The sequence below is a fragment of the Roseospira visakhapatnamensis genome, assembly GCF_014197915.1.
GTDB lineage: Bacteria > Pseudomonadota > Alphaproteobacteria > Rhodospirillales > Rhodospirillaceae > Rhodospira > Rhodospira visakhapatnamensis.
The window spans coordinates 12,588-39,304 of sequence record NZ_JACIGK010000023.1 but is presented as its reverse complement, the minus strand read 5'-3'; the positions used below and the strand labels follow the sequence as shown (position 1 = coordinate 39,304).

The following is a 26,717-nucleotide window of genomic DNA, read 5'->3' as shown; positions in this document are numbered from 1 at the left end:
GTCGCCGCCCGGTCCGGGGGATGGGCGCGAGCGGTCCGGCGACCGGGTGAGGTTGGCAGGGGCTTGGACGGACGCGAGCGGGCGCGCGGGGCGGTGGGACGCCGCGCGGGCCGGGGACGCTTACCCGAGATCCTGAGCGGGAGGAGTCCGGCATGATCCCCGAAATCGGGCACTTTGCCCTGGTGCTGGCCCTGGGCGTGGCGCTGATCCAGGCCGTGGTGCCGATGGTCGGCGCCCAGCGCGGCGACCTGGCCTGGATGAACCTGGCGCGGCCGGCCTCGGTGGCGCTGATCCTGTGCATCGGCGTGGCCTTCGCCGCCCTGACGCACAGCTACATCGTCTCGGACTTCTCGGTCGTGAACGTGGCCCTGAACTCCCACACCGACAAGCCGATGCTCTACAAGATCAGCGGCGTCTGGGGGAACCACGAGGGCTCGTTGCTGCTGTGGATCCTGATCCTGGCGATATTCAGCGTGGCGGTCTCCCTGCTCGGGGGCAATCTGCCGCCGGCGCTGCGCGCCCGGGCGCTGTCCGTGCAGGCCATGATCACCACGGGCTTCCTGCTGTTCATCCTGTTCACGTCCAATCCGTTCGAGCGCTTCGATCCGGCGCCCCTGGACGGGCGCGGCCTGAATCCGCTGCTCCAGGACCCGGGGCTCGCCTTCCATCCGCCCATGCTGTACCTGGGGTACGTGGGCTTCTCCATGGCCTTCTCGTTCGCCATCGCCGCCCTGATCGAGGGCCGGGTGGACGCCGCCTGGGCGCGCTGGGTGCGGCCCTGGACGCTGGTGGCCTGGGTGTTCCTGACCTTCGGGATCGCGCTGGGAAGCTGGTGGGCCTACTACGAACTGGGCTGGGGCGGATACTGGTACTGGGATCCGGTGGAGAACGCCTCGTTCATTCCCTGGCTGGCGGGGACGGCGCTGCTGCACTCGGCCATCGTCGCCGAGAAGCGCGACACCCTGAAAAGCTGGACCATCCTGCTGGCCATCATCACCTTCTCGCTGTCGCTGCTGGGGACCTTCCTGGTGCGCTCGGGGGTGATCACCTCGGTGCATGCCTTCGCCACCGACCCCACGCGCGGCGTGTTCATCCTGGTGCTGCTGGCCATCACCGTGGTCGGCTCCCTCGGCCTGTTCGCCTGGCGGGCGCCGCAGATGAAGTCCGGCGGGGTGTTCGCGCCGGTCTCGCGCGAGGGGACCCTGCTGCTGAACAACGTGCTCTTGAGCACCGCCTCGGCGACCGTGCTGCTGGGCACGCTCTACCCGCTGTTCGCCGACGCCCTGAACCTGGGCAAGGTGTCCGTGGGGCCGCCGTTCTTCAACGCCGTGTTCGTGCCGCTGATGACGCCGATGCTGATCCTCATGGGCATCGGTCCGCTGCTGGCCTGGAAGCGCGGCGATGCCCTGGGGGCGGTGCGTCGGCTGTGGGCGGCCCTGTTGGGGACGGCGGTGGTGATCGTGGCGACCTGGGTGATGGCCGGCGGCTCGTCGGTATCGGCGATGGCCGCGCTGGGCATGGGGGTCGGCGCCTGGCTGCTGCTGGCGACCCTGGTGGAATGGGCGGAGCGCGTGCGGCTGTTCCGGGACTCCCCGCGCGGCAGCCTGCGGCGCGCGGCGACCCTGCCGCGCGCGGCCTACGGCATGACCGTGGCCCACATCGGCACGGCGTTGCTGGTCATGGGGGTGGTCGGCAACGCCGCCTGGAAGGCGGAGAGCATCCAGGTCATGCGCCCCGGCGAGACCCTGGCCGTGGGCGCGTACGCCATGGTGTTCGAGGGAGCCGAGAGCCTGGCGGGTCCCAACTACGATGCCATTCGCGGCCGCTTTCGCATGGTGGACGACGACGGCCATACGATCGCCATCCTGACGCCCGAAAAGCGCCAGTATACCAGCCCGCCCATGGCCACCACCGAGGCGGCCATCCGCACCACCGGGGCGCACGACTACTATGCCGTGATCGGCGATCCGTCGCCCGAGGAGGGCGTGGGCGCCTTCGTCACCCGGTTCTATTACGAGCCGTTCGTGCCGTTCCTGTGGTACGGCGCGCTGCTGATGGGGCTGGGGGGCCTGGTGTCGCTGAGCGACCGGCGCCACAGGGTCGGCGCGCCCCGGCGCGCCCGCGCCGCCGCCGGCGCGGCATCCCGCCCGGCGGCCGAGGCCCCGGCGCGGGCCTGAACCCGGACCGGCCGTCACCCGGTCCCCCGTCGTCCCCATGCTGTCTGTGCCGGAGGCCACGACGTCATGAGCCGCAAGATCGTCTTCCTGCTGCCCCTGCTGGTGGTGGTCGTGCTGCTGGTCTTCTTCGCCGTCGGCCTGCGCATGGACCCGCGCAACCTGCCCTCGGCGCTGCTGGACCGGCCGCTGCCGGCCTTCACCCTGGCCGGGCTGCCCGACCGCCCACAGCCGCTGACCGGTCCGGACCAGCTTACGGGCGAGGTGGCGCTGGTGAACTTCTTCGGATCCTGGTGCGTGGCCTGCGTGCAGGAACACCCCATGCTGAACCGCATCCAGGCCGAGGACGTGGCGCCGCTGCACGGGATCGCGTTCAAGGACGAGCCGGCGGCCACCACCCGCTTCCTTGCCCGTCATGGGGATCCCTATGATCGGGTGGGCTACGACACCACCAATCGAATCGCCATCGAGTTCGGCGTCACGGGGGCGCCCGAGACCTTTGTCATCGACAAGGCCGGGGTGATCCGTCACAAGCACGTCGGGCCGATCACCGAGGACGTCTGGGCGAACACCCTGCGGCCCCTGATCGAGGACCTTCAGAAACCATGAGACGGGCAGGACCGATGAGACGGGGCCGCGGGGCCGCGCTCCGGAGAACCGCGCTCCAGGCCGGGGCCGTGGCGGCGCTGCTGTTGGGAGCGCTGATCGGCGGCGCGCCCGGCGCCGGCGCCGTCGAGCCGGACGAGATGCTCGACGACCCGGCGCTGGAAGAGCGCGCGCGCGAGGTCAGCGCCGACCTGCGGTGCGTGGTCTGCCAGAACGAGAGCATCGACGAATCGAACGCCGACATGGCGCGCGACATGCGGATCCTGGTGCGCGACCGCTTGCTGGCCGGCGACAGCAACGAGGACGTCAAGCAGTACCTCGTGGACCGCTACGGCGACTTCGTTCTGCTGCGGCCGCCGTTCAAGCCCACCACCTGGCTGCTGTGGCTCGGCCCCGCCCTGATCCTGGCCGGCGGCGGCATCGCCGCGTGGTCGTTCTATCGCCGCCGCGCCGCCGAGGCGCCGGCCGTCCCCGCTGCCCTGAGCGACCGGGAACAGGCGCGCCTGCGGGCGTTGCTGGACGACGCCGACGGCGGGACCGGCGACACGGACCGCGCCGACGGAGCCGGCGACATGGACCGCGCCGGCCCGGGAGGCCGCGCATGATCCTGCTGTGGCTTCTTGTCATCCTGCTGACCCTGATGGTGTTGGCCCTGCTGGTCTGGCCGTTGCTGCGTCATGGCGGGCAGGCGGCGCCCGACCGCGCCAGCTACGACCTGACCGTCTATCGCGACCAACTGGGGGAGATCGACCGCGATGTCGCCCGGGGCCTGCTGAGCCCCGATCAGGCCGAGTCGGCGCGCTTGGAAATCCAGCGGCGCATGCTGGGGGCGGCCGGTTCGGGCGCTGCCGGGGATGTCGCGCCGTCGGTGGCGCCGACCACCGTCCCGGCGTTGACCCTGTCGCGGCCGGCCTCGCTGATCGGCATCGGGATCCTGCTGCCCCTGGGCGCCCTCGCGGTCTACCTGATGCTGGGCTCGCCCGGCTTGCCGGGTCAGCCCCACGCCGAGCGCATCGCCCGCGAGGAACAGCGTCTCATGGCCAGCCTGCCGGCGGCCGTCCGCGACAGGATCGCCAGCCTGAGCGAGGCCGTCGAGGCCGATCCGGACGATGTCGGCCTGTGGCTGCAACTGGGGCGCGTCCACCGCGTCGCCGAGCAGCACGACAAGGCCGTGGAGGCCCTGGAGCGGGCGCGGGCGTTGGGTCCGGTGGGGGCCGAGAAGGCCGCCGTGCTGGCCGAACTGGCCGAATCGCTGATCATGACCCACGACGGGGCCATCACCGAACGGATCCGCGCGTTGTTCGTGGAGACCCTGCGGGCCGCACCGGGCGATCCGCGCGCGCGCTTCTACCTGGGGGTCGCCGCCGTGCAGGCCGGCGATCCGGTCAAGGCCATCGCCATCTGGCGCGATCTGGCGATGACCTCGGCCGCCGACGCGTCGTGGATGCCCATGCTGCGCCAGAACATGGGCATGGTGGCCGAGGAGAACGGCATCGCGCCGGCCAGCGTGACCCCGTTGCACCCCTTGCGCATCGAGGCCGGCGAGGCCGTCACCCGGCGCGATGTGCCGGCCCCCGGGGAGGAGGAGGAGGAGGGCGCGGCCGCCCCCGCCAGCGACCGCCCGCGCGCCGGGGCCGACGCCGCCCGCGCGCCGGGGCAGGGACTCAGCGCCGACGACCGGGCCATGATCGAGGGCATGGTGGAGGGGCTGGCGGCCCGCCTGGAGGATGACCCGGACGATGCCGAGGGCTGGCAGCGACTGGCGCGCTCCTATCGGGTGATGGGGCGCCTGGACGAGGCGGCCGAGGCCATGGGCCGCGCCGCCGCCTTGCGTCCGGATGACGTGGCGGTGCTGCTGGCTCACGCCGACGCGCTGATCGCGGCCGCCCGGGCCAAGGGCGCCACCGAGCCGCCGGAGGCCGTCTACGATGTGTTCGAGGCGGTCCTGAAGCAGCAGCCGGACAACCCGAACGCGCTGTACTTCGTCGGCCGGGCCGCCGCCGAGTCGGGGGCGTTCGACCGGGCGCGGGAGCTGTGGAGCCGCCTGCTGGCGCTGATTCCGCCCGACGAGCCGGCCCATGCCTCGGTGCGCCAGCAGCGCGACGCCCTGCCGCGCGCCGACGCGCCCGCCGGTGCGGAGACCGAAGAGCCCTGAGCCGCGCGGGCGGCCCGGCGGCCCTGGCGGCGCGGGGGTCCCGCGTCGCGGCCTTTCCGGGGCGGACGATCGGTGTCCGCCCGTGATCAAGGACGTGCCCTCATGACCGCTTCCTCCCCCCGGACACCCGGACCCGTGACACACGCGCCGACCGACGAGCCCGCGCCCCTCGCCATCTCGCCCGTGGTGGCGCCCGGGGAGGAGCGTCTGGGGGTGATGATCTGTGGCCACGGCAGCCGCGACGAGGCGGCGGTGACCGAGTTCAACCGCCTGGCCGCGCACCTGCGGGCGCGCCTGCCGGAACACGCGGTCGAAAGCGGCTTCCTGGAGTTCGCCCGGCCGATCATCCGCGACGGCCTGGATGCCCTGAAAGCCGCCGGGGTGACCCGGATCCTGGCGGTACCCGGCATGCTGTTCGCCGCCGGGCACGTGAAGAACGACCTGCCCTGGGAGGTCAACAGCTTCGCCGCCGCCAACCCGGACCTGACGGTCGACTTCGGGCGCGAACTGGGGATCGATCCCAAGCTTCTGAAGGCCGCCCGCGCGCGCATCGAGGAGGCGGAGGCCGCCGCCGCCGCCGTGGATCGGGCCGACACCCTGCTGATGGTCGTCGGGCGCGGCACCAACGACCCCGACGCCAACGGCAACATCAGCAAGGTCGCGCGCATGCTGTGGGAGGGCATGGGCTTCGGCTGGGCCGAGGTGTCCTTCTCCGGGGTCGCCGCGCCGCTGGTGGACGCCGGGCTGCGGCACGCGGTCAGGCTGGGCTATCGCCGGATCATCGTGTTCCCCTATTTCCTGTTCACCGGCGTCCTGGTACGCCGCATCTACGACTGGGCCGACGCGGCCGCCGCCGCCCACCCCGAGGTGGAGATCCTCAAGGCCCCCTATCTCAACGACCATCCCCTGGTCATCGACAGCGTCGTGGACCGGGTCGCCGACATCCTGGCCGGCGAGACGGCCATGAACTGCCAGCTCTGCAAGTACCGCGAGCAGGTGATCGGGTTCGAGGGCGCCGTGGGCGCGGCCCAGGCCGGGCACCATCATCATGTGCGCGGCGTCGGCACCGACGGTGATCACGGGCACCACGGGCATGATCACGGTCACGACCACGGGCATTCCCGGCCTTAGGATCCGAGCCCGCTGACGGCGCCCGGGCCGCGCGTCACGTTGCGAATGCGGATCGGCCGTCGTAGGCTGCACGCGTCCTCCAGGAAACGGAGTCATCATGACCCGCAAGGCATCTCCGGTGTTCGTGGTCCTGAATCAGACGGGACTGAACACCGCGCGCCGTGTCGCGGAGGCGTTGCCGGGCGCCGAGGTGCACGGCCTCACGGGCCGCGTGCGCGGCGCCGACGCCGTGTTCACGGGCACCAGCAGCCATCTTCGGTCGGTGTTCCGCTCCGGCCGGGCGGTTGTCGGCGTCTGCGCGACGGGCATCATCATCCGCGCCCTGGCGCCGTTCCTGGCCGACAAGTGGGCGGAGCCGCCGGTGCTGGCGCTGGCCGCCGACGGCTCGGCGGTGGTGCCCCTGCTGGGGGGGCACCACGGCGCCAACGAACTGGCGGCGCGCATCGCCCAGGCCCTGGGGCTTCGCGCCAGCATCACCACCGCCGGCGACGTGGCCGGGGGGACGGCGCTGGACGCCCTGCCCGACGGCTGGCGGCTGGCCACCCCCGACGCGGTGCGCGGGGTGATGGCGGCGCTGATCGACGGTCACCCCGTCACGCTGGACATCGGCGACCTGGACCCCGCCCTGTCGGACTGGCTGACCGAGGACAACGACGGCTTCCAGGTCCCGTCGCCGGACGCGGCCGGGCAGGAGGGCGATCCGGGAACCGGTCCCCGGGTCCGCGTCAGCGACCGGGCCGACATCGACACGCGGGGGGAAACCGTGGTGCTGCGGCCCCCCACCCTGGCCGTCGGCGTCGGATGCGAACGCGGCTGCGCGCCGGGCGAGGTGGAGAACCTGGTGCGCGAGTCCCTGGCCCATGCCGGCCTGTCGCCGCAGTCGGTGGCCTGCGTGGTGTCCCTGGACCTGAAGGCCGACGAGCCGGCGGTGCTGGCGCTGGGCGAGGCCCTGGAAACACCGGTCCGCTTCCTGGATGCGGCCACCCTGGAGCGGGAAACGCCGCGCCTCGCCACGCCCTCCGAGGCCGTGTTCCGTGAGGTGGGATGCCACGGCGTGGCCGAAGGCGCGGCGCTGGCCGCCGCCGGACCCGACGGCGTGCTGGTGCAGCCCAAGCGCAAGAGCCTGCGGGCCACCTGCGCCATCGCCCGCAGTGTCACCGGCATCCGGGCCGACCGCGTCGGTCAGGCGCGCGGCCGCCTGTGGGTGGTGGGCATCGGTCCCGGCGCCGCCGGCTGGCGCACGCCCGAGGCCAGCGCCGCCGTGGCCGCCGCCACCGATCTGGTGGGCTACCGCCTGTACCTGGATCTGCTGGGCGAGGCGCGGGTGGGCAAGGCGCGTCACGCGACCGAACTGGGCGCCGAGTCCGAGCGGGTGACCATCGCCCTGAACCTGGCCGCGCGCGGGCGCGACGTGGTGCTGGTGTCGTCGGGGGATGCCGGCATCTATGCCCTGGCCTCGCTGGTGTTCGAGACCCTGGAGCGGATGCCCGACCGGGCCGACTGGCGCCGGGTCGAGATCGGGGTCTGCCCTGGTGTGTCCGCCATGCAAGCCGCCGCCGCCCGGGTCGGAGCGCCGCTGGGGCATGACTTCTGCGCCATTTCGCTGTCCGACCTGCTGACGCCCCGCGCGGTGATCGAACGCCGGGTGCGCGCCGCCGCCGAGGGGGACTTCGTCATCGCCCTTTACAACCCCATGTCGAAGCGGCGGCGGGATCTGCTGCCTTGGGCGCGGGCGCATCTGCTGGCGCATCGTCCGGCGGACACCCCGGTGATCGTCGCCCGCGATCTGGGCCGGGCGGGCGAGTCGGTGTGCGTTACGACGCTCACCGACCTGGACCCGGAGGCCGTGGACATGCTGACGCTGGTGCTGGTGGGCGCGTCGGAGACCCGGCGCTTCGAGGACTGGGTCTACACCCCCCGGGGCTACGGGAGCGGTGCTGTCGACGACGCGATGCCGGCCCTGTCCGGATCCGCCGATGGCCGGGAGGACCCCGGATCGTGACCGTGCATTTCATCGGGGCCGGCCCCGGCGCGCCCGACCTGATCACCCTGCGCGGGGTGCGGCTGATCCGGCGCTGTCCGGTGATCCTCTACGCCGGATCGCTGGTGCCCCGGGCGGTGCTGGACGAGGCCGATCCGAAGGCCACGGTCATCGATACCGCGCCGCTGCATCTGGACCAGATCGTCGACCATATCCAGGCCGCCCATGCCGCCGGCCACGAGGTCGCCCGGGTGCACTCCGGCGACCCCAGCCTGTACGGCGCCATCGGCGAGCAGATCCGCCGCCTGGACGCGCTCGGCATTCCCTGGGCGATCGTGCCCGGGGTGCCGGCCTTCGCCGCCGCCGCCGCCACCCTGGGACGGGAACTGACCTTGCCCGCCGTGGCGCAGACGGTGATCCTGACCCGCACGTCGACGCGCGCCTCGGCCATGCCGGCGGGAGAGGATTTGGCGACCCTCGGGCGCTCCGGGGCGACGCTAGCCATTCATCTGTCGGTGGCCAACCTGGCCAAGGTGGTGCGCGACCTGGAGCCCCTGTACGGCGCCGACTGTCCGGTGGCCGTGGTGTTTCGCGCCAGTTGGCCCGACGAGCAGGTGGTGCGCGGGACCCTGGCGAGCATCCGCGACCAGGTGAAGGCCGCCGGCTTCACGCGCACGGCGCTGATCCTGGTGGGGCGGGTGCTGGATCCGAGCGCGTTTCCCGATAGCGCCCTGTACGCCGCCCATCACCATCACGTGCTGCGTCCGCGCGCCGAGGGGACCGAGTGCTGAGCTACGCCGTCCCCTCGCGCATCGCCCGGGTCCGTCGCAGGCCCTCGGTGAAGGCGTCGGCGACCGGCGTGCCGGGGTAGTCCTCCGCCAGCCGCGCGGTGATCCGCGCCGCCAGGGGGCCCTCGGGCAGGCGGCGCACCGTCCAGGGCAGTAGCAGGGCGTCGGCCAGGCGGGCGGCGAAGGCGCCGTCGGTCATGGCCTTGACGAGGCCGAACAGGTTGTCGCCGGCCTCGGCCGGATGCACGCGCAACTCCGCCGGGATCTGGTCGCACAGCAGCTTCGGGCCCACCCCGCGCGCGGAGCGCGGCTTGCGGTACAGGCTCAGGTCATGGCACAGCAGCAGGCCGCCGTCGGCGAGGCGCGGCCAGACCATGAGGGCGTCCAGGGCCGGCCAGGGATGCTTGTGGTCGGCGTCCACGAACGCCAGGTCGAAGGGGGCGCCCGATGCCTCCGGCAGGTCGGTCAGGTCCACGGTGGTGACGCCGGTCCGCAGGCGGACACCGGGCGGCACCGCGCCGTCATGGGCGTCGAGCAGCATCCAGCCCGTGGGCCGGCTTTCGTCGGCGTAGAAGCGGTCGTCCAGGTCGAGCGCCAGCAGGCGCGGCGGCGCGGTCGAGGGGGGCGCCGGCGTGGCCTCCAGGGCCGTGTGCAGGACCAGGGTGGACAGGCCGCTGGCCACGCCCACCTCCAGCACCCGGCGTGGCCGGCGGCGCCGGATCAGGGCGGCCAGGGCCGCCGCCTCGTCCTCGGAAACCTGGCCGTGGCCGCTTCGGAACAGGCGGCGGTGCAAGGCGCGGACGGCGGGGTCGGGCGCGGGGTCGTCGGGCATGGGGGCGCTCATGACGGGCGTCCCGAGGATGTCTGGTGGGGCGTTTGGTGGGGCGCGGTCGCGCGCCAGCGCACCACCAGATCCCCCAGGTGTCCGGCCAGGGCGACCAGCAGGCCGGTGGCGATCCAGGGCCAGTCCAGACCGCGCAGGGCCGCCCCCAGGGCGGCCACCAGCGCGACACCGGTCAGCAGGTTCAGCAGGATCCCCCAGGGCAGGCCGGGCCGCCCGGTGCGACGGTGCAGCCAGACCAGACCCAGGGCCTCCAGCGCCACCAGCGCGATCAGCAGGTCGGCGACCCGCCCCGACTCGTACAGGGCCGCGATCACCCGCCCGCGACCATGGGGAACGGTCCGTTCAGGTCCACCACGGCCCAGTTCATGGTGCCCGCGAAGGTGACCCAGGCCAGGTAGACCATCATCAGCCAGCCGGCCGTGCGATCACAGCGGAAGCTGATCACCGCCAGCATGGCCACCGACACCCACAGCACCGCCACCTCGTAGAGCGACCAGTCCGGGCGTTGCAGGGTGAAGAACAGGAAGCTCCAGCCGATGTTGATGACGGCGCTGACCAGATGGGTCCAGAGCAGCCAGGACCGCAACCCGGGGGAGGGCGCGCGCTGCCACGCCAGCACCGCCGAGGTGCCCGTGAACAGATAGATGATGGTCCAGCCGATGGGGAAGGCCCAGTCCGGCGGCTTGAACCAGGGCTGCTTCAGGGCGTCGTACCAGTCATCCAGCACGGTGAGCTGGTCGCCCACGCCGCCGACCACCAGGATCACCAGAAGGGTGACCATGATCGGCTTCCACAGGGGGCCGCCCAGGCCCCGGTTGGCGTCCGGTGCCATGCCGGACATGTCGGTTGGCGTGGTGGTGGTCGTCATCGGTTCATTACCCTCGGGTCAGGTCGGCTTCACCAGGCCCAGCATGTGGGCGGTGTCCTTGAGGAAGATACGCAGGTGCGCGAGCGGGCTTTTCCGCTTCAACGCCTTTTCCATGTAGGCTTCCCACGTCAGCCGCTGGACGTCGGCATCGGCGCAGATGGTGACGAACCGCTCGCGACGCGTGTCGGTCTTGTACCAGATATCCTGCATGATGCCGAGAATCCAGAAGACGCGTCCGTGCTCCTTCAGGAAGCGCTTGCGGGCGCCGGCGAGCGCGCTGGCCTTGCCGGTGCTCAGCATCTCCTCCACGGCCTCGGCGGCCATGCGGCCGCAGGCGAGCGCGTAGTAGATGCCCTCGCCGGAGGACGGCGCCACGCAGCCAGCGGCGTCGCCGGCCAGCAGCACGTCCTTGCCGTTGTCCCAGCGCTTGAGCGGCTTGAGCGGGATGGGCGCGCCCTCGTATCTCAGGGTCTCCATGTCGGCCAGGCCGGCGCGGCGGCGCAGTTCGGTGGTGGCGGCGCGCAGGTCGAAGCCCTTGATGGCCGTGCCCATGCCGACGCTGACGGTGTCGCCGTGGGGGAACACCCAGCCGTAGAAGTCGGGCGAGATGACGCCGTCGTAGACCACGTCGCAGCGGTCGGGCCGGTAGTCGGCGCCGCTGTCCGGATCCGGGCGGCGGATGATCTCGTGGTAGGCATGCACCAGCCGCTTGGACTCGGACTCGGGGATCTCCTGCTTGCCCACCAGCGAGCGGGCGCCGTCGGCGCCGATCACCACGCGTCCCGTGATGCGTCGATCGCCATCGCCGTCCGCCGGCCTGTAGACGACGATGGGCCGGCCGTCGGCCTCGCGCGTGATGCGCTGATAGGTGCCCGCGCGGCGGTCGGCGCCGGCCTCGGCGGCGCGCTCGCGCAGCCACGGATCGAAGTCCTTGCGGTCCACCATGCCGACGTAGCCGCTCTGGATGGGCATGTCCACCCGGCGCCCGGTCGGCGAGATGATGCGCGCGCCCTTGACCGTGGTCACCAGGCGCGACTCGGGGATATCGAAATCGCGCATGGCGCGCGGCGGGATGGCGCCGCCACAGGGCTTGGGCCGCCCCTCGCGGTCCAGCAGCACGACCGAGCGGCCCTTGAGGGCCAGATCCCGGGCGGCGGTGGCGCCCGCCGGCCCACCGCCCACGACGATCACGTCCACCGTTTCCATGGGTTCCACCAAGACCGACTCCCCCATTCGTGTTGATGTCTCCGCCGCCGGTTATCCGGCGTGCAGTTCCCGTTCGGCGACGGCCGACAGCACGGGCGCGCCCGCCGGCGCCTCGGCCTCCCGGGGCGCGCCCACCCGCGCGGCCAGCACGGCCGCGACCAGGAACAGCACGCCTTCCACGGCGAAGACCGCGCCATAGGCGCTCGCCGGGTCGGTCAGCACCAGCCGCGAGGCATCCACCGCCACGGTGCCGACGAAGCCGCCGGTGGCGAAGGCCATCGCCTGGGCCAGGCCCCACACGCCCATGCGGATGCCTTCGCGGTTGCGCGTACCGGCGCCGGCGAGGCCCATCATGGAACTGACGGCCGCTACCGTGAAGCCGCCCGTGGCCAGGCCCATGAGCGCCACGTTGACGGTGAGCGACCACGTTCCGGGGATCTGGCTGCCCACGGCCAGTCCGCCCAGCGTCAGGGCCGAGGCGACGCAGCCGCCGATGGTCCACAGCTTGAGGGCCGACGGATGCCCGCCGCCCAGCCAGGAGCGGCTGGCCAGGATGCCGACCAACACCATGCCGGCCACCGCGCCCATCTGCTGCGTGGCCGTCAGGCGCGTGGACTCACCCACCGTGAAGCCGAAGGCGACGCCGGCGAAGGGCTCCAGGATCAGGTCCTGCATGGTGTAGGCGAACATGGACAGGAAGACGAACAGGGCGAAGCGCCGCGCGTTGTCCTCGCGCCAGACGTCGCGCAGGGTCTCCAGGAAGCTGGGCTTAGGGGTGGCCTGCCGGGCCGTGGCGGCGGCTGGGCCGGGGCTGGTCTCCACACCCCAGACGGCCAGCACCGACACCAGGAAGGCGACGAGGCAGACACCGCCCGTCACCCACACCAGGCGCTCGGGCGAGTAGCTGTCGCCGGCCGCGGTGGTCGCCCCGGCCACGGCCTCGGGCACGTCCAGGACCGCGCCGGCGGTGATCGTCGACACGATGAAGCCGACGAACATCATCAGCCAGACGATGGTCGCCGCCGGCGCGCGGCGGGCCGGGGCCACCTGCTTGGCCAGCAGGGCGAGCAGGTTGGTTCCCCCCGCGCCCACGCCGATGCCGATCACCACATAGGAGAGCGCGGCGGCGGTCAGGCCGGCGGTCATGTTGGTGCTCATCCAGGCGGTGGACAGGCCGGCGCCGAACACGCCGAGCGCCAGCACCCCCATGCCGCCGATGATCCAGGGGGTTCGCCGGCCCCCCACGTCCGACCCGTGCCCCCAGCGCGGGCGCAGGAACTGCAACACCTCGCGCAGCGCCACCAGGGCGCCGGGCACCGAGGCCGCCATCGCCAGTTCCACCGCCATGACGCGGTTGAAGGTGGAGGTGGTCAGCACGATCATGGCGCCCAGCGACGCCTGCACCAGGCCCAGCCGGGCGACGGCGATCCAGCCAAGGGAGGAGGCGGTGGAGGTCATGGCCGGTCCGTCCGGTTGCCGTGGCGGGTCACGCCCCGTATCCAAGGGCGCTGGCGCCCACCATCATGCCCAGCACCGACAAGGTGGTGCCGGTGGCATTGTACCACGGGGCATACTGTCGCGGGTCGCGCAGGAAACGGGCCATCAGGCCCAACTGGGCCACCAGCAGGCCGGCGACGATCAGCGCATGCCAGGGAAAGCCCCAGGCCAGCAGCAGCAGGGCCGCCCCCGCCTGCGGCACGGCCATCACCCAGCAGGCCAGGCGGGCGGCGCGCGGCGCGCCCAGCTGGACCGGCAGGGTGCGCACGCCCATCTGGCTGTCGCCCTCGATGGCCTTGAAGTCGTTGAGGGTCATGATGCCGTGCGCGCCGATGCCGTACAGCAGGGCCAGGGCGATGATGGGGAGGCTCGGCAGGTCGCCGGTCATCAGGGCGGCGGCGGTGAACCAGGGCAGGGTCTCGTAGCTGAGGCCGACGGCGCCGTTGCCCCACCAGCCGTTCAGCTTCAGCCGGAAGGGCGGCATGCTGTAGGCCCAGGCCAGCGCCAGGCCGACGACGGCGGCCCAGAACACCCAGATGCCCAGCACCCAGGCCAGCACCAGCGACGCCACGGTCATGATCAGAGCGATGTACAGCCCCCAGCGGCCGGGGATGCGGCCCGAGGGAATGGGGCGGTCCGGCTCGTTGATGGCGTCCACGTGGCGGTCGAACCAGTCGTTGACCACCTGGCTGGTGCCGCACACCAGCGGACCGGCGAGAACGATGCCGCCGACGAGAACCAGCCCGTGGGACAACACGGACTCGCCCGTCGAGACGATGCCACAGGCGAAGGCCCACATGGGGGCGAACCAGGTGATGGGGTGCATCACCTGGAGAAGGGCGGCAGGCTGGATGCGTTGCATGGGCGGAAACTAAAGTCGAGGTTGGGGTACGTCAATTGAAACTGACACTCGGCGGGGCGCCGACCTCATGGGGCGATCCGGGTGGGGGAGCGGGCCGGCCACGGACGGCAACGGTCATTCTCCATGACCGTTGGTATTACGCGTTTCGGGGCGCCCTGCCGAGCGGGCGGCGCGAGCCGCGGCCTTTCCATCGATCGCCTCGACCCGCGTGGCGGGCCGGTCATGACCTCCGGCGTCGATGCCCCATGACACATGACCCGTGACCCGGCCACCGGGTGGCCCGGAGCACGCGCGGAGGTCACGCATTGTTCTCGACCGGTGTCAGGTCGCCGAGGTTGTAGCGGCGCAGCTTGACGTACAGGCTCTGGCGGCTGAGGCCGAGCATCTCGGCGGCCGAGGCGCGGTTGTCGCCCGTCAGTTCCAGGGCCGCCTGGATGCACAGCCTCTCGATGACGTCGTTGGTGTCGCGGATGATGTCCTTGAGCGGAACCCGGCCGACCAGTTCGGTGAGTTGCTCCACCGAGCGCGGGACTCCGGGACCCAGGGAGGAATCGCGCGTCTCGCCGTGGAGACGGCCCCCCACGTCGCGGATCAGGAAGCCCAGGCAGGGGGGCTCCCCATGGGGGATGGCCACGCCGGAGATGCTGACCTCGGTGCTGGTGCCGACGTCGCCGTGGATGGTGGTGGCGAAGCCGCGCACCGTCTCCAGGTCCCGCAGGTTGCCGATCAGCGGCGTCATGTCCGCGCCGCCCCGGCCGATGAAGCGGCCCAGCGGCCGGCCGCGCACCTGGGCCTCGGTGGCCACCTGCACGAAGTCCAGGAAGGCGGTGTTGGCGGTCAGGATCAGGCCATCCATGTCGGTCAGCACGATACCGTCCGGGGCGTTGTCGACGACCTCCAGCAGGCGCGCGCGCGGGCGGCTGATCAGGGTGCCCTCGGACGCGCCGTTGGTGCGCGGCATCAGCCGCACCAGGAAGTGGACGGCCTTCTCGAACCGGAACAGGGCGGCCGAGACCACCACGTCGCGGCGGTCGGTGGCCGGACCCAGGCGCACCACCACGTCGTCGCCCCGGCCCACCGCGCGCACGCTGGCCAGCAGGCGTTCGATGGCGTCGGCGTCCTCCGAGTCGACGCCGCGCGGGAACACGCCGCCCACCAGGGTCCGGGAGTCCTCGCCGAACAGGGTCAGGGCGGCGGGATTGGCCTCGACGATGCGGCGGGAGGCCGAGTCCAGGACCACCACGCCCTCGAACGACAGCTTGAACAGCAACCGATAGCGGGTTTCCAGGTGGCGCAGCCGGGCATAGTCCCGCTCCGCGGCCTGCTGGGCGCTGATCAGCCGTTGCTGGGCCCGCAGATCGCGGCCCACGGCCACCACGCGCCCGGCCGTGCCTGGCTGGCCGACGCGAAGGGCGGAATAGAGGATGGGAACGTCGCTACCGTCGGCGAGCCGATAGTGCACGCGCCGCCATCCGGTGGGAGTGTGGGCCAGGGCGTCGCGCATCATGGTTTCGACCATGGGTCGACTGTCGGCGGCCACGGTGTCGGCCCAGGGCCGCCCCAACCATCCGGCGCTTCCGTTCAGAGTCAGATCAACCTTACTGACGGACACGTCACAGACAACGCCATCCTGATCCAGGATGAGCGCCACATCCGCGAAGGCCGCGATGACACGGGCAGCCGCTTCAGCGTCGAGATCCCCCAACGATGTTCTTGGCGCGCTGAAGTGCTTCACGTCTCCCCTCGCCCATGCGGGCCTGCCGAGCGCCCCGCATGTTCAGCAGGTGCCCGTCGCGGCGCCCAGCAGGTCCTCGGCCCGCTCCACGGCCTCGGGGCCGGTCAGCGCCGAACCGTCGGCGCCCACCCGCGCGGCAAGAGATGGTTCCCCCCGAACCACCGCGCCCCCGAGAATGATCCCCAAATTCTGATTGTCCGATGCCCGCCGCAGGCCCTCAAGACCACGCGCCAGGCCAGGCACGCGACACGGTCGAGACACGGACAGATGCGCGACGGCCAGCCAGTCCTCGCGCACAAGGTGCATTAACGCGTCATAGGTTTCGACCGGCGGGGCCTCGACAACGTCCCAGCCGGCGCGATGGAAGAAGGCGGCGACCATCAGGTCGGCGCAGGTGGTATCCTCGCCCGGCGCGTTGGCCACCAGAACGCGGCGCTCAAGGCCGCGCAGTTCGGTGTCGCACAACAGTTCCCGGTCGAGTTCGTGCAGAATGCGGTGCAGGCGCTCCGTCGCGAGAGACACGTCTGTGAAGGCGTCGCCCAGACCATTCATTTGATCATCCAGGCGACGGGCGCCCGGATCAAGCAGGTGAGCGTAGATGGCATCATCGTCTACGCCATCCCGACGGAATCGGTTCACCAGGGCCATGGCGGCGCCGCAGCCATCCGACACCAACAGGCGGGCGAACGTGTCCACGTCCTGGTCGCAGGGACCGTCAGCCTGGGACCCGACCCGCGCGGACACGTGCGGGGGCGGCTCCACATGGCGATAGGCCTTGAGCAGCCTTGGTATGACCTCCCCCTCGATCACGCTGGTCAAGGCAGCATCCTCCCGAGCCTCGAACGCCGTTTCACGCCGGGACGGATCGGGGGATGGGAGCGCCGGCTCCGCGTCCTCCCGCGGTCCCCAACCGCGATGTCCTCGGGCCTGACCCCCGTCCTGGTCCGCCTCACCGCCCGGGGGGCGACGTGGATGAACCCAGGGGCTCCCGACTTGCCAGCTTCCCGTCGACAATCCGTCGGACCGTCGCCAGAACCCGGTGTCCGCGTCCGGGCGCCTCTGACCAGCCATGGCGCTTCCCCTCCCTCCATGATGAACAGACCACTTTTTATGGTCTGGGGATATCCTCTCGCTTTTTTTTATTCAAGAGACCCTTAGGGTCCATATGCGAAAGGACGGCCCTGGCCTTCTTTCGGTCACGACTTGCGCGTGACTCGACCAGAACCCCAACCGTGTCAGTTCACCAAGAATCCGGGGTGGACGCAACCGAACTCGGGTCCATCGGACGGATTAACCTCACCCGACCAGACGCGATTTGTCAATAGCGATTGACGTCGTGCCAGGTTGACACGTTGGGCGTCGGCTCATAGAGTCAGCAAGGAAGAGAGAGGCGCGGCCGGACCTTTTCGCGAGTTCATGTCATGTGTCCAGAAGACGGCGGACCCGGGCGGGGACCGCCGCCGGAAGGGAGCGGAAACCCGGGTCGGGGTGTCCGGTCCTTGTAGTCTCTTTGGACCATCCTCCGGGGACACCGCCGCGAGGGGCATGGATCGGTCGGGACCGCCCGACCTGGGGGCCGCACCCTAGTGTGGTGGATTTGAAGTTCCTATGACCTCGTCGGGAAGCGCTGGAAGGAACTTCAAATCCACCACACTAGAATCATATAGTTAATAGTGTCCTGAATCCGAAGTTCGTCTAGCGCCAGTCAAGTGACGTAACGAACTTCGGGTTCAGGACACATAGGACCAGACCGGAGTTTCCAAGGCGCGTCGTCGCGCGGATCGGGCCTTTGCATTGGTCGTTCGTGGTTCTGGCGAGGCCAGGAATGGAGGGTTGGCAGACCGATGTTCTCGTTCAACATTGATCGCATGATCGCCACCGTGGACCGTTGTCCGTGGTCGGCGCACGCTGGCCTGGCCGCGCCGCGCGCCGGTGGCGTGCTGCGTCAGGCGCCGCGTCCGCTGTATACCCCGGAGGAGCGCCGCCGCCGTGACGAGTCGCCCTGGACCCTGGTGCAGGGCATCCTGGCGCCGCTGCAGTTCGCCGTGTTCCTGGTGAGCCTGTACCTGGTGCTGGACTACCTGCTCACCGGCGAGGGGTACGCGGTCGCCACCGCCTCGGTGGTGATCAAGACGGTGGTGCTGTACACCATCATGGTCACCGGCGCGATCTGGGAGAAGGACGTCTTCGGGCGCTACCTGTTCGCCCCCACCTTCTATTGGGAAGACGTCTTCAGCATGTTGGTGCTGGCGCTGCACACCGCCTATCTGGTGGCGCTGTTCCTGGATCTGCTGGGGGATCGCGGCCTGATGGTCCTGGCGCTGGCCGCCTACGTCACCTACGTCATCAATGCCGGGCAGTTTCTGCTGAAGCTGCGCGCGGCGCGCCTGCAGTCCGCGAGCGACGCCGCCGCCCGGGGAGACCAGACGCACGCCGTGGACCGCTGAGATGGTCGAGTCCGCCGCCGCCCTCGTTCCGCCGGCATGCGCCGGCCCCGATGCCGGGGACATGCTGGTCGGGGCCGGGGTCGACGCGGCCTCGGTGGTGCGGGAACGCGGCCAGCGCTCGGTGTTCTGCGGGCTGACCGGCATCATCTGGCTGCATCGCAAGATCCAGGATGCCTTCTTCCTTGTCGTCGGCTCGCGCACCTGCGCCCATCTGATGCAGTCGGCCGCCGGGGTGATGATCTTCGCCGAGCCGCGCTTCGGCACCGCCATCCTGGAAGAGCGGGACCTGGCCGGTCTGGCCGACGCCAACGAGGAACTGGACCGCGAGGTGGCCCGCCTGCTGGAGCGCCGCCCCGACATCCGCCTGCTGTTCCTGGTCGGCTCCTGTCCGTCCGAGGTCATCAAGCTGGACCTGGAGCGGGCCGCCCAGCGCCTGTCCGCCGCGCACGGCGGTCACACCCGGGTGCTGAGCTATTCGGGAAGCGGCCTGGACACCACCTTCACCCAGGGCGAGGACGCCTGTCTGGCGGCGCTGGTGCCGGATCTGCCGGCGGCTCCGGCCGAGGCCGCGCCGTCCCTGCTGGTGGTGGGCACCCTGGCCGACGTGGTCGAGGACCAGTTCGTCCGCCTGTTCGAGTCCCTGGGGATCGGCCCGGTGCGCTTCCTGCCGGCGCGCCATGCCGAGGCCATGCCGCCGGTGGGGCCGAACACGCGCCTGCTGCTGGCCCAGCCTTTCCTGGGCGAGACCGCGCGCCTGCTGGAAGGGCGGGGGTGCGCCCGCCTGGAGGCGCCGTTCCCGCTGGGCGAGGAAGGCACCACCCTCTGGCTCAAGGCCGCCGCCGATGCCTTCGGCGTGGACCCGGCCCACTTCGAGCGGGTGACCGCTCCGGGGCGCGCCCGCGCCCGCGCCGCCCTGGAGCACCACAAGCCGGTCCTGGGCGGCAAGCGCCTCACCTTCCTTCCCGATTCTCAACTGGAACCGCCGCTGGCCCGGGTCCTGGCCCGTGAACTGGGCATGCGGTTGGTGGAGGTGGCCACGCCCTACCTGCACCGGGGCCTGCTGGCCGCCGACCTGGCGCTGCTGCCCGAGGGAACCCGGCTGGTGGAGGGCCAGGACCTGGAGCCGCAGCTGGACCGGGTGCGCGAGACCCGCCCCGATCTGGTGGTCTGCGGCCTGGGGCTGGCCAATCCGCTGGAGGCCCAGGGCATCACCACCAAATGGGCGATCGAATTGGTGTTCACGCCCATCCAGGGGTACGACCAGGCGGGCGACCTGGCGGACCTGTTCGCGCGGCCGCTGCGGCGGGCCGCCCTGTTGAAGGTCTAGGGGGGGGAAGTCTGACCCATGCGGTTGACCGTCTGGACATATGAAGGTCCCCCGCATGTGGGCGCCATCCGCGTGGCCACGGCCATGGAGGGGGTTCACTACGTCCTGCATGCGCCGCAGGGCGACACCTACGCCGACCTGCTGTTCACCATGATCGAGCGCCGGGATCACCGCCCGGCGGTCAGCTACACCACCTTCCAGGCGCGCGACCTGGGCACCGATACCGCCGCGCTGTTCAAGCAATCTGTGCGCGAGACCTACGAGCGCTTCAAGCCCCAGGCGCTGCTGGTGGGGGCCTCCTGTACCGCGGAGTTGTTGCAGGACGACCCCGGCGGGCTGGCGCGCACCATGGACCTGCCGGTGCCGGTGGTGCCGCTGGATCTGCCGTCCTACCAGCGCAAGGAAACCTGGGGGGCCGCCGAGACCTTCTACGCCCTGACCCGGGCCATGGCGGCGCCGCGCGCGCCGGCGCCGGGAACCGCGCGTCCGGCCCGGCCGGAGGGCGCGCCGCCCTCCTGCAACATCCTGGGGCCGGTGGCGCTGGGTTTCCGCCATCGCGACGACGTGCTGGAGATCACCCGGCTGCTGACCCAGTTGGGCGTGCACGTCAACGTGACCGCCCCCATGGGCGCCAGCCCCGCCGACCTGGCCCGCCTGGGCGAGGCCGACTTCAATGTGGTTCTCTATCCGGAGACCGCCGACACCGCCGCCCGCTGGCTGGAACGCACTTTCCGCCAGCCGCGCACCACGGTGGTGCCCATCGGCGTCGGCGCCACCCGCGACTTCGTGCGTCAGGTCGCCGATCTGGCCGGCGTGGACCCCGGGCCGGTGCTGGACGGGCTGGTCACGCGCCTGCCCTGGTACTCGCGCTCGGTGGACAGCACGTACCTGACCGGCAAGCGGGTGTTCGTGTTCGGCGACGTCACCCACGCCGTCGCCGCCGCCCGGGTGGCGGCCGAGGAAATGGGCTTCCAGGTGGTCGGCCTGGGCACCTACGCCCGCGAGTTCGCCCGCGACCTGCGCGCCACCGCCGCCACCCACGGCGTCGAGCCGCTGATCACCGACGACTACCTGGAGGTGGAGGCGGCCATCGCCGAGGCCCACCCCGACCTGGTTCTGGGCACGCAGATGGAACGCCATGTGGCCAAGCGCCTGGGCATCCCCTGCGCCGTCATCTCCGCGCCCGTGCACGTGCAGGACTTCCCCGCCCGATACGCGCCGCAGATGGGGCCGGAGGGCGCCAACGTGCTGTTCGATACCTGGGTCCATCCGCTGATGATGGGCCTGGAGGAGCACCTTCTCGGCATGTTCCGCGAGGACTTCGAGTTCCATGCCGACGCCGGCCCCTCCCATCTGGGGGGTGTCGCCACCGGGGCCACGCCCCGGCCCGCCCCCGTGACCGTGTCCGAGATCACCGCCGACCCGCCCTCGGCGCCGCCGCCCTCGCCCGCCGACCTCTCTCCCGCCGACCCTGGGTCCGCCTCCCCGTCCTCGACCGCCCCGGGGGCGTCCGACGGTCCCGCCGGGGATCCGGTGTGGGCCGCCGCCGCGGAGCGCGAACTCAACAAGATTCCGTTTTTCGTTCGGGGCAAGGCGCGCCGCAATACAGAGCGGTACGCCACCGAACGGGGCCTCGCCACGATCACCATCGAGACGTTGTATGATGCCAAAGCACACTTCAGCCGGTGAGAACACGCCCGTCCGGGTCGTGATCGTGACCCTGGATGGCCACCTGTCGGGGGCCACCGACCGGGCCATGCGCGAGTTGCGCCAGGATCTCCCGGGGCTGCATCTCGGTCTGCACGCCGCCTCGGAATGGGGCGACGACGTGGAGGCCCTGGGCCGCTGCCTGCACGATATCGAGCGCGGCGACATCATCGTCGTCACCATGCTGTTCATGGAAGACCACATTCAGGCCGTGCTGCCGGCGCTGGAGGCGCGGCGCGAGCACTGCGACGCCATGATCGGCGCCATGTGCTCCGGCGAGATCGTCAAGCTGACCAAGTTGGGTCCGCTGCGCATGGACGCCAAGCAGGGCGGCGTCATGGCGTTGCTCAAGAAGCTGCGCGGCAGCATGAAGAAGAAGGACGACAAGGCCGCCGAGTCCGGCGCCGGGCAGATGGCCATGCTGCGGCGCATCCCGCAGATCCTGCGCTTCATTCCCGGCAAGGCCCAGGACCTGCGCGCCTACTTCCTGACCTTGCAGTACTGGCTGGCGGGCTCCGAGGAGAACGTCGCCAACATGGTCCGCTTCCTGGTGGACCGCTACGCCGAGGGGCCGCGCAAGGTGCTGCGCGGCCAGATCAAGCCGGAGGCGCCGGCCGAGTATCCCGAGGTGGGCCTCTATCACCCGCGCCTGCCCGGTCGCATCGGCGAGGACCTGACCCAGGTGCCCATGCCCGACGGGACCATCCGTGGCACGGTGGGCCTGCTGGTCATGCGCTCCTACGTGCTGGCCGGCAACAGCGCGCACTACGACGCCGTCATCGACGCCCTGGAGGCGCGCGGCCTGCGCGTCATTCCCACCTTCTCCAGCGGTCTGGATGCCCGCCCGGCCATCGAACAGTATTTCCTGAAGGGCGAGCGGCCGCAGATCGACGCCATGGTGTCGCTGGCCGGCTTCTCACTGGTGGGCGGGCCGGCCTACAACGACGCCCGCGCGGCCGAGGAGATTCTGGCCAAGCTGGACATGCCCTACGTCGCCGCGCATGCCGTCGAGTTCCAGTCTCTGGAGAGCTGGCGCGACTCCGACCGGGGTCTGCTGCCGGTGGAGTCCACCATGATGATCGCCATCCCCGAACTGGATGGCGCCACCGGTCCGTTGCTGTTCGGCGGCCGCGTCGATGGCGGCGAGGGCGAGTCCGCCCGCGACATGGTCCCGGAGATGGAGCGCGTCAACGCCCTGGCCGACCGGGTGGAACGGTTGATCATCCTGCGCCGCACCCCGCGTGCCGAGCGCAAGGTGGCCGTCGTGTTGTTCAACTTCCCGCCCAACGCGGGGGCGGTGGGCACCGCCGCCTATCTGTCGGTGTTCGAATCCCTGTTCAACACCCTCAAGGCCATGGACGCCGCCGGCTATACCGTCGAGGTGCCGGAGTCGGTGGATGACCTGCGCGATCGCCTGCTGAAGGGCAATGCCGGCCAGTACGGCGCCCAGGCCAACGTGCTGGACCGCATCGGCGTCGACGCCCACGTGCAGGGCCAGAAGTGGCTGAGCGAGATCGAGGCCCAGTGGGGGCCGGCGCCCGGTCGTCAGCAGAGCGACGGCCAGTCCATCCATGTGCTGGGCCTGCGCCTGGGCAACGTCGCGGTCACCGTTCAGCCGGGCTTCGGCTACGAGGGCGACCCCATGCGGCTGCTGTTCGAGAAGGGCTTCGCCCCCACGCACGCCTTCGCCGCCTTCTACCGCTACCTGTCGGAGACCTTTGGCGCCCACGCGGTGTTGCACTTCGGCATGCACGGCGCGCTGGAGTTCATGCCCGGCAAGCAGACCGGCCTGTCCGGCGCCTGCTGGCCGGACCGGCTGATCGGCGACCTGCCCAACGTCTATCTGTACGCCGCCAACAACCCGTCCGAGGGCAGCATCGCCAAGCGCCGCTCGGCGGCCACCCTGGTCAGCTACATGACGCCGCCGGTGGCCCAGGCGGGCCTGTACAAGGGCCTGTCGGACCTGAAGGCGTCGCTGGAGCGGTGGCGCTCGCTGCCGCCCGATGACGCGGCCGAGCGCGCCCGCATGGTGCCGCTGATCCAGACCCAGGCCATCGAACTGGAGTTGGCCGAGGGACCCGCCGAGGGAGAGGCGCCCGAGGACTGGGGCCAGACCCTGGACGAGACGGCCCTGGCCGCGCGCATGGAGACCCTGCGCAACGCCTTGCAGGAGATGGAGTACACCCTGATCCCCCACGGCCTGCATGTGGTCGGCGGGACGGTCTCGCCGGAGGCCCGGCGCGACCTGCTGGTGGCCCTGGCCGAGGCGTCGCGCGGGGCCACGCCCGATCTCGCGGCGATCGAGTCCCTTCTGGCCGACGGCAACGCCGAGACCGCCCTGACGATCGCCCGGCGCGCCTTCCCCACCGAGGAGGCGGCGGCGGCCGCCAACATCGATCCGGCGCTGTTCGAGGATCTGGCGCGCATCGACGGCCTGCTGCGGCAAGACGCCGAGATCCCGGCCATCCTGCACGCGCTGGATGGCGGCTTCACCCATCCGGCCCCGGGCGGCGACCTGCTGCGCACCCCGGCCGTCCTGCCCACCGGCCGCAACCTGCATGGCTTCGACCCGTTCCGCCTGCCCAGCGCCTTCGCCGTCAAGGACGGGGCGATGCAGGCCCAGCGGGTGCTCGACCGGCATCTGGCCGAGGGGAACGGGCTGCCGGAGACCGTGGCCATGGTGCTGTGGGGCACCGACAACCTGAAAAGCGAGGGTGGCCCCATCGGTCAGGCCCTGGCGCTGATGGGCGCGCGACCCCGCTTCGACAGCTACGGCCGGCTGGCCGGCGCCGAGCTGATCCCGCTGGCCGACCTGGGCCGGCCGCGCGTGGACGTCATCATGACGCTGTCGGGCATCTTCCGCGACCTGCTGCCCTTGCAGACCCGGCTGCTGGCCGAGGCCGCCTTTCTGGCGGCCAGCGCCGCCGACGAGCCGGACGAGAAGAACTTCATCCGCAAGCACGCCCTGGCCTATCAGGCGGCGCACGGCTGCGACCTGGAGGAAGCGTCGCTGCGGGTGTTCTCCAATGCCGACGGGGCCTATGGCTCCAACGTCAACATGCTGGTGGACAGCGGCGGCTGGGCCGAGGAAGACGAACTGGCCGAGACCTACACCCGGCGCAAGTGCTTCGCCTATGGCCGCGAGGGCAAGCCGGCCCCCAAGGCCGAATTGCTGGGCGAGATCCTGTCCGGCGTGGACATGGCCTACCAGAACCTGGAGTCCATGGAACTGGGGGTCACCACCGTGGACCACTACTTCGACACCCTGGGCGGCATCAGCCGGGCGGTGACCCGGGCCAAGGGGGGCGAGGGCGTGCCGGTCTACATCGGCGACCAGACCATGGGCGAGGGCAAGGTCCGCACCCTGGCCGAACAGGTGGCGCTGGAAACCCGCACACGCATGCTGAACCCGAAGTGGTATGAGGGTATGCTGGAGCATGGCTACGAGGGCGTGCGCCAGATCGAATCGGCCATCACCAACACCCTGGGCTGGTCGGCCACCACCGGCCAGGTGGCGCCCTGGGTGTACGAGCAGTTGACCGAGACCTTCATGCTGGACGAGGAGATGCGCGAGCGGCTCGCGGCCCTCAATCCGACGGCCTCCGCGCGAGTGGCGAACCGCCTGCTGGAAGCCTATGAACGCAGCTACTGGACGCCTGACGAGGCGGTGCTCGAAACCCTGCGGACGGCGGGTGAGGAGCTGGAGGACCGGCTGGAGGGTGTGTCCGAGGGTGTGGCGGCCTGAGCCACGCCCTCGCCGGCAGAGGAAAGGGAGACAGTCCTTGCTCGATACAGTGAATCCGCCCGGACGCCCGAGGGACGGCGATGGCGAGGGCAGCACGCAGGTCCATATGGACGCCGCGCTGACCGCCGGCACGGCCAAGGTCTTCGCCGTCTACGGCAAGGGAGGCATCGGCAAGAGCACGACCTCGTCCAACCTCTCCGTGGCGTTTTCCAAGCTGGGCAAGCGGGTGTTGCAGATCGGCTGCGACCCCAAGCACGACTCGACCTTCACGCTCACCAAGTCGCTGATCCCGACGGTCATCGACGTGCTGGAGTCGGTCAATTTCCACTCCGAGGAACTGCGCATCGAGGACTTCGTCTTCGAGGGGTACAACGGCGTGATGTGCGTGGAGGCCGGCGGGCCGCCGGCCGGCACCGGTTGCGGCGGCTACGTGGTGGGGCAGACGGTCAAGCTGCTCAAGGAACACCATCTGCTCGACGACACCGACGTGGTCATCTTCGACGTCCTCGGCGATGTGGTGTGCGGCGGCTTCGCCGCGCCCCTGCAGCACGCCGAGCGGGCGGTGATCGTCACCGCCAACGACTTCGACTCGATCTTCGCCATGAACCGCATCATCGCCGCCATCCAGGCCAAGGCGAAGAACTACCCGGTGCGCGTCGGCGGGGTGATCGCCAACCGCAGCGAGGACACCGACCAGATCGACAGGTTCAACGCCCGGGCGGGCACCGAGACGCTGGCCCGCATTCCGCTCTTGGACGTGATTCGCCGCAGCCGCCTGAAGAAAGCCACCCTGTTCGAGCTGGAGGCGACGCCGGAGGTGGAGGCGGTCCAGCGGGAGTATCTGCAACTGGCCGCGCGGCTGTTCGCCGGCACCGAGCCGCTGGATGCCAAGCCCATGAAGGACCGGGATTTGTTTGATTTGCTGGGGTACGACTGATGCCCACGGGGACCTACGAGGAGCGCCGGGGCGAGGTCGAGACCTACTTCGACCGCACCGCCGCCGACGCCTGGAAGCGCCTGACCTCGGACGCGCCGGTGGGCCGCATCCGCCGCACCGTGCGCGCCGGCCGAGACCGCATGCGCGGCATCCTGTTGAGCTGGCTGCCCGAGGACCTGGGCGGACGGACCATCCTGGACGCCGGCTGCGGCACCGGGGCCTTCGCCACCGAGGCGGCGCGGCGCGGCGCCCATGTGATCGCCATCGACCTGTCGCCGACCCTGGTGGGGCTGGCGCGGGAGCGCCTGCCCGAGGACCTGGGACCGGGCCGTGTCGACTTCCGGGTCGGCGACATGCTCGACCCCGCGCTGGGCACCTTCGATCACGTGGTGGCGATGGACTCCTTCATCCACTACGACCGCGCCGACATCGTCCGCGTGTTGTCCACCCTGGGCCAGCGCACGACCCGGTCGATGGTGTTCACCTACGCCCCGCGCACGCCGGCGCTGGCCACCATGCATGCCGTCGGCAAGCTGTTCCCGCGCGGCGACCGGTCGCCGGCCATCCAGCCGGTGGCCTCGGGCCGGTTTCTCAAGCATCTGGCCCGGGAGCCGGCCATGGCGGGCTGGCGCCCGGGCCGCACCGAGCGCGTGACCAGCGGCTTCTACATCTCGCAGGCCCTGGAACTGACCAGGGTTCCCTGACCC

At 71.1% G+C, this 26,717-nt stretch carries 21 protein-coding genes; 13 read left to right on the top strand and 8 right to left on the bottom strand.

Translation table 11 applies throughout. The features are described from left to right. Nucleotides 1-152 precede the first annotated feature (152 nt). From GGD89_RS14150 to cobM, 7 genes are all read left to right on the top strand, one after another. On the top strand, nt 153-2,177 hold the full coding sequence (locus tag GGD89_RS14150) for a heme lyase CcmF/NrfE family subunit (protein ID WP_184046391.1): 2,025 nt from the start codon (nt 153-155) through the stop codon (nt 2,175-2,177). 66 nt (nt 2,178-2,243) lie between these two features. Next, entirely contained in the window at nt 2,244-2,783 is a 540-nt protein-coding gene (locus GGD89_RS14145; RefSeq protein ID WP_184046389.1) for a DsbE family thiol:disulfide interchange protein, read from the top strand. Between the two features lie 14 nt (nt 2,784-2,797). Next, entirely contained in the window at nt 2,798-3,385 is a 588-nt protein-coding gene (locus GGD89_RS14140; protein WP_184046387.1) for a cytochrome c-type biogenesis protein, read from the top strand. Then, nucleotides 3,382-4,935 carry a c-type cytochrome biogenesis protein CcmI gene (gene ccmI, locus GGD89_RS14135; RefSeq protein WP_184046385.1) on the top strand — a complete coding sequence of 518 codons (1,554 nt, stop codon included), beginning with the start codon at nt 3,382-3,384 and terminating at the stop codon, nt 4,933-4,935. The genes GGD89_RS14140 and ccmI overlap by 4 nt, the downstream gene beginning before the upstream one ends. A gap of 135 nt (nt 4,936-5,070) precedes the next feature. Further along, on the top strand, nt 5,071-6,066 hold the full coding sequence (locus tag GGD89_RS14130) for a sirohydrochlorin chelatase (protein ID WP_343058612.1): 996 nt from the start codon (nt 5,071-5,073) through the stop codon (nt 6,064-6,066). A 97-nt stretch (nt 6,067-6,163) separates the two neighbouring features. Next, nucleotides 6,164-8,068 (top strand): precorrin-3B C(17)-methyltransferase, encoded by a 1,905-nt coding sequence (cobJ, locus tag GGD89_RS14125; protein WP_184046383.1) that lies wholly within the window; start codon nt 6,164-6,166, stop codon nt 8,066-8,068. Beyond that, on the top strand, nt 8,065-8,838 hold the full coding sequence (gene cobM, locus GGD89_RS14120; RefSeq protein ID WP_184046381.1) for a precorrin-4 C(11)-methyltransferase: 774 nt from the start codon (nt 8,065-8,067) through the stop codon (nt 8,836-8,838). Before cobJ ends, cobM begins: the two co-directional genes overlap by 4 nt. A 1-nt stretch (nt 8,839) precedes the next feature. On the opposite strand, the gene GGD89_RS14115 is transcribed toward cobM, so the two are convergent. The 8 genes from GGD89_RS14115 to GGD89_RS14080 form a co-directional block, all read right to left on the bottom strand. Next, nucleotides 8,840-9,667, bottom strand: coding sequence for a class I SAM-dependent methyltransferase (locus tag GGD89_RS14115; RefSeq protein ID WP_221238476.1), 828 nt, complete (start codon nt 9,665-9,667; stop codon nt 8,840-8,842). An 8-nt stretch (nt 9,668-9,675) separates the two neighbouring features. Next, nucleotides 9,676-9,993, bottom strand: coding sequence for a hypothetical protein (locus GGD89_RS14110; RefSeq protein ID WP_246423121.1), 318 nt, complete (start codon nt 9,991-9,993; stop codon nt 9,676-9,678). After that, entirely contained in the window at nt 9,990-10,547 is a 558-nt protein-coding gene (locus GGD89_RS14105) for a TspO/MBR family protein (RefSeq protein ID WP_184046377.1), read from the bottom strand. The genes GGD89_RS14110 and GGD89_RS14105 overlap by 4 nt, the downstream gene beginning before the upstream one ends. 18 nt (nt 10,548-10,565) lie before the next feature. Next, complete coding sequence (locus GGD89_RS14100; RefSeq protein WP_246423120.1) at nt 10,566-11,780, bottom strand: geranylgeranyl diphosphate reductase; 1,215 nt, start codon at nt 11,778-11,780, stop codon at nt 10,566-10,568. A gap of 24 nt (nt 11,781-11,804) precedes the next feature. Further along, nucleotides 11,805-13,211, bottom strand: coding sequence for a BCD family MFS transporter (locus GGD89_RS14095; RefSeq protein WP_184046375.1), 1,407 nt, complete (start codon nt 13,209-13,211; stop codon nt 11,805-11,807). A 28-nt stretch (nt 13,212-13,239) separates the two neighbouring features. Beyond that, nucleotides 13,240-14,112: a chlorophyll synthase ChlG gene (gene chlG / locus GGD89_RS14090; RefSeq protein ID WP_184046373.1), complete on the bottom strand. Its 873-nt coding sequence runs from the start codon at nt 14,110-14,112 to the stop codon at nt 13,240-13,242. 298 nt (nt 14,113-14,410) lie between these two features. Next, nucleotides 14,411-15,847: a transcriptional regulator PpsR gene (ppsR, locus tag GGD89_RS14085; protein WP_184046371.1), complete on the bottom strand. Its 1,437-nt coding sequence runs from the start codon at nt 15,845-15,847 to the stop codon at nt 14,411-14,413. A 42-nt stretch (nt 15,848-15,889) separates the two neighbouring features. Further along, the gene (locus GGD89_RS14080; RefSeq protein ID WP_184046369.1) at nt 15,890-16,666 is read right to left on the bottom strand and encodes a cobalamin B12-binding domain-containing protein; all 777 of its coding nucleotides are present in this window, start codon (nt 16,664-16,666) and stop codon (nt 15,890-15,892) included. Nucleotides 16,667-17,691: 1,025 nt separating this feature from the next. On the opposite strand from GGD89_RS14080, the gene bchF reads away from it, so the two are divergent. From bchF to bchM, 6 genes are all read left to right on the top strand, one after another. Continuing rightward, entirely contained in the window at nt 17,692-18,294 is a 603-nt protein-coding gene (gene bchF, locus GGD89_RS14075) for a 2-vinyl bacteriochlorophyllide hydratase (RefSeq protein ID WP_246423119.1), read from the top strand. Between the two features lie 61 nt (nt 18,295-18,355). After that, complete coding sequence (locus GGD89_RS14070; protein ID WP_184046458.1) at nt 18,356-19,621, top strand: ferredoxin:protochlorophyllide reductase (ATP-dependent) subunit N; 1,266 nt, start codon at nt 18,356-18,358, stop codon at nt 19,619-19,621. An 18-nt stretch (nt 19,622-19,639) separates the two neighbouring features. Then, the gene (gene bchB, locus GGD89_RS14065) at nt 19,640-21,310 is read left to right on the top strand and encodes a ferredoxin:protochlorophyllide reductase (ATP-dependent) subunit B (protein ID WP_184046367.1); all 1,671 of its coding nucleotides are present in this window, start codon (nt 19,640-19,642) and stop codon (nt 21,308-21,310) included. Beyond that, on the top strand, nt 21,285-25,073 hold the full coding sequence (locus GGD89_RS14060) for a magnesium chelatase subunit H (RefSeq protein ID WP_184046365.1): 3,789 nt from the start codon (nt 21,285-21,287) through the stop codon (nt 25,071-25,073). Before bchB ends, GGD89_RS14060 begins: the two co-directional genes overlap by 26 nt. A gap of 106 nt (nt 25,074-25,179) precedes the next feature. Further along, nucleotides 25,180-26,010: a ferredoxin:protochlorophyllide reductase (ATP-dependent) iron-sulfur ATP-binding protein gene (gene bchL, locus GGD89_RS14055; protein ID WP_221238480.1), complete on the top strand. Its 831-nt coding sequence runs from the start codon at nt 25,180-25,182 to the stop codon at nt 26,008-26,010. Continuing rightward, entirely contained in the window at nt 26,010-26,714 is a 705-nt protein-coding gene (bchM, locus tag GGD89_RS14050; RefSeq protein ID WP_184046361.1) for a magnesium protoporphyrin IX methyltransferase, read from the top strand. The genes bchL and bchM overlap by 1 nt, the downstream gene beginning before the upstream one ends. Nucleotides 26,715-26,717: the final 3 nt, after the last annotated feature.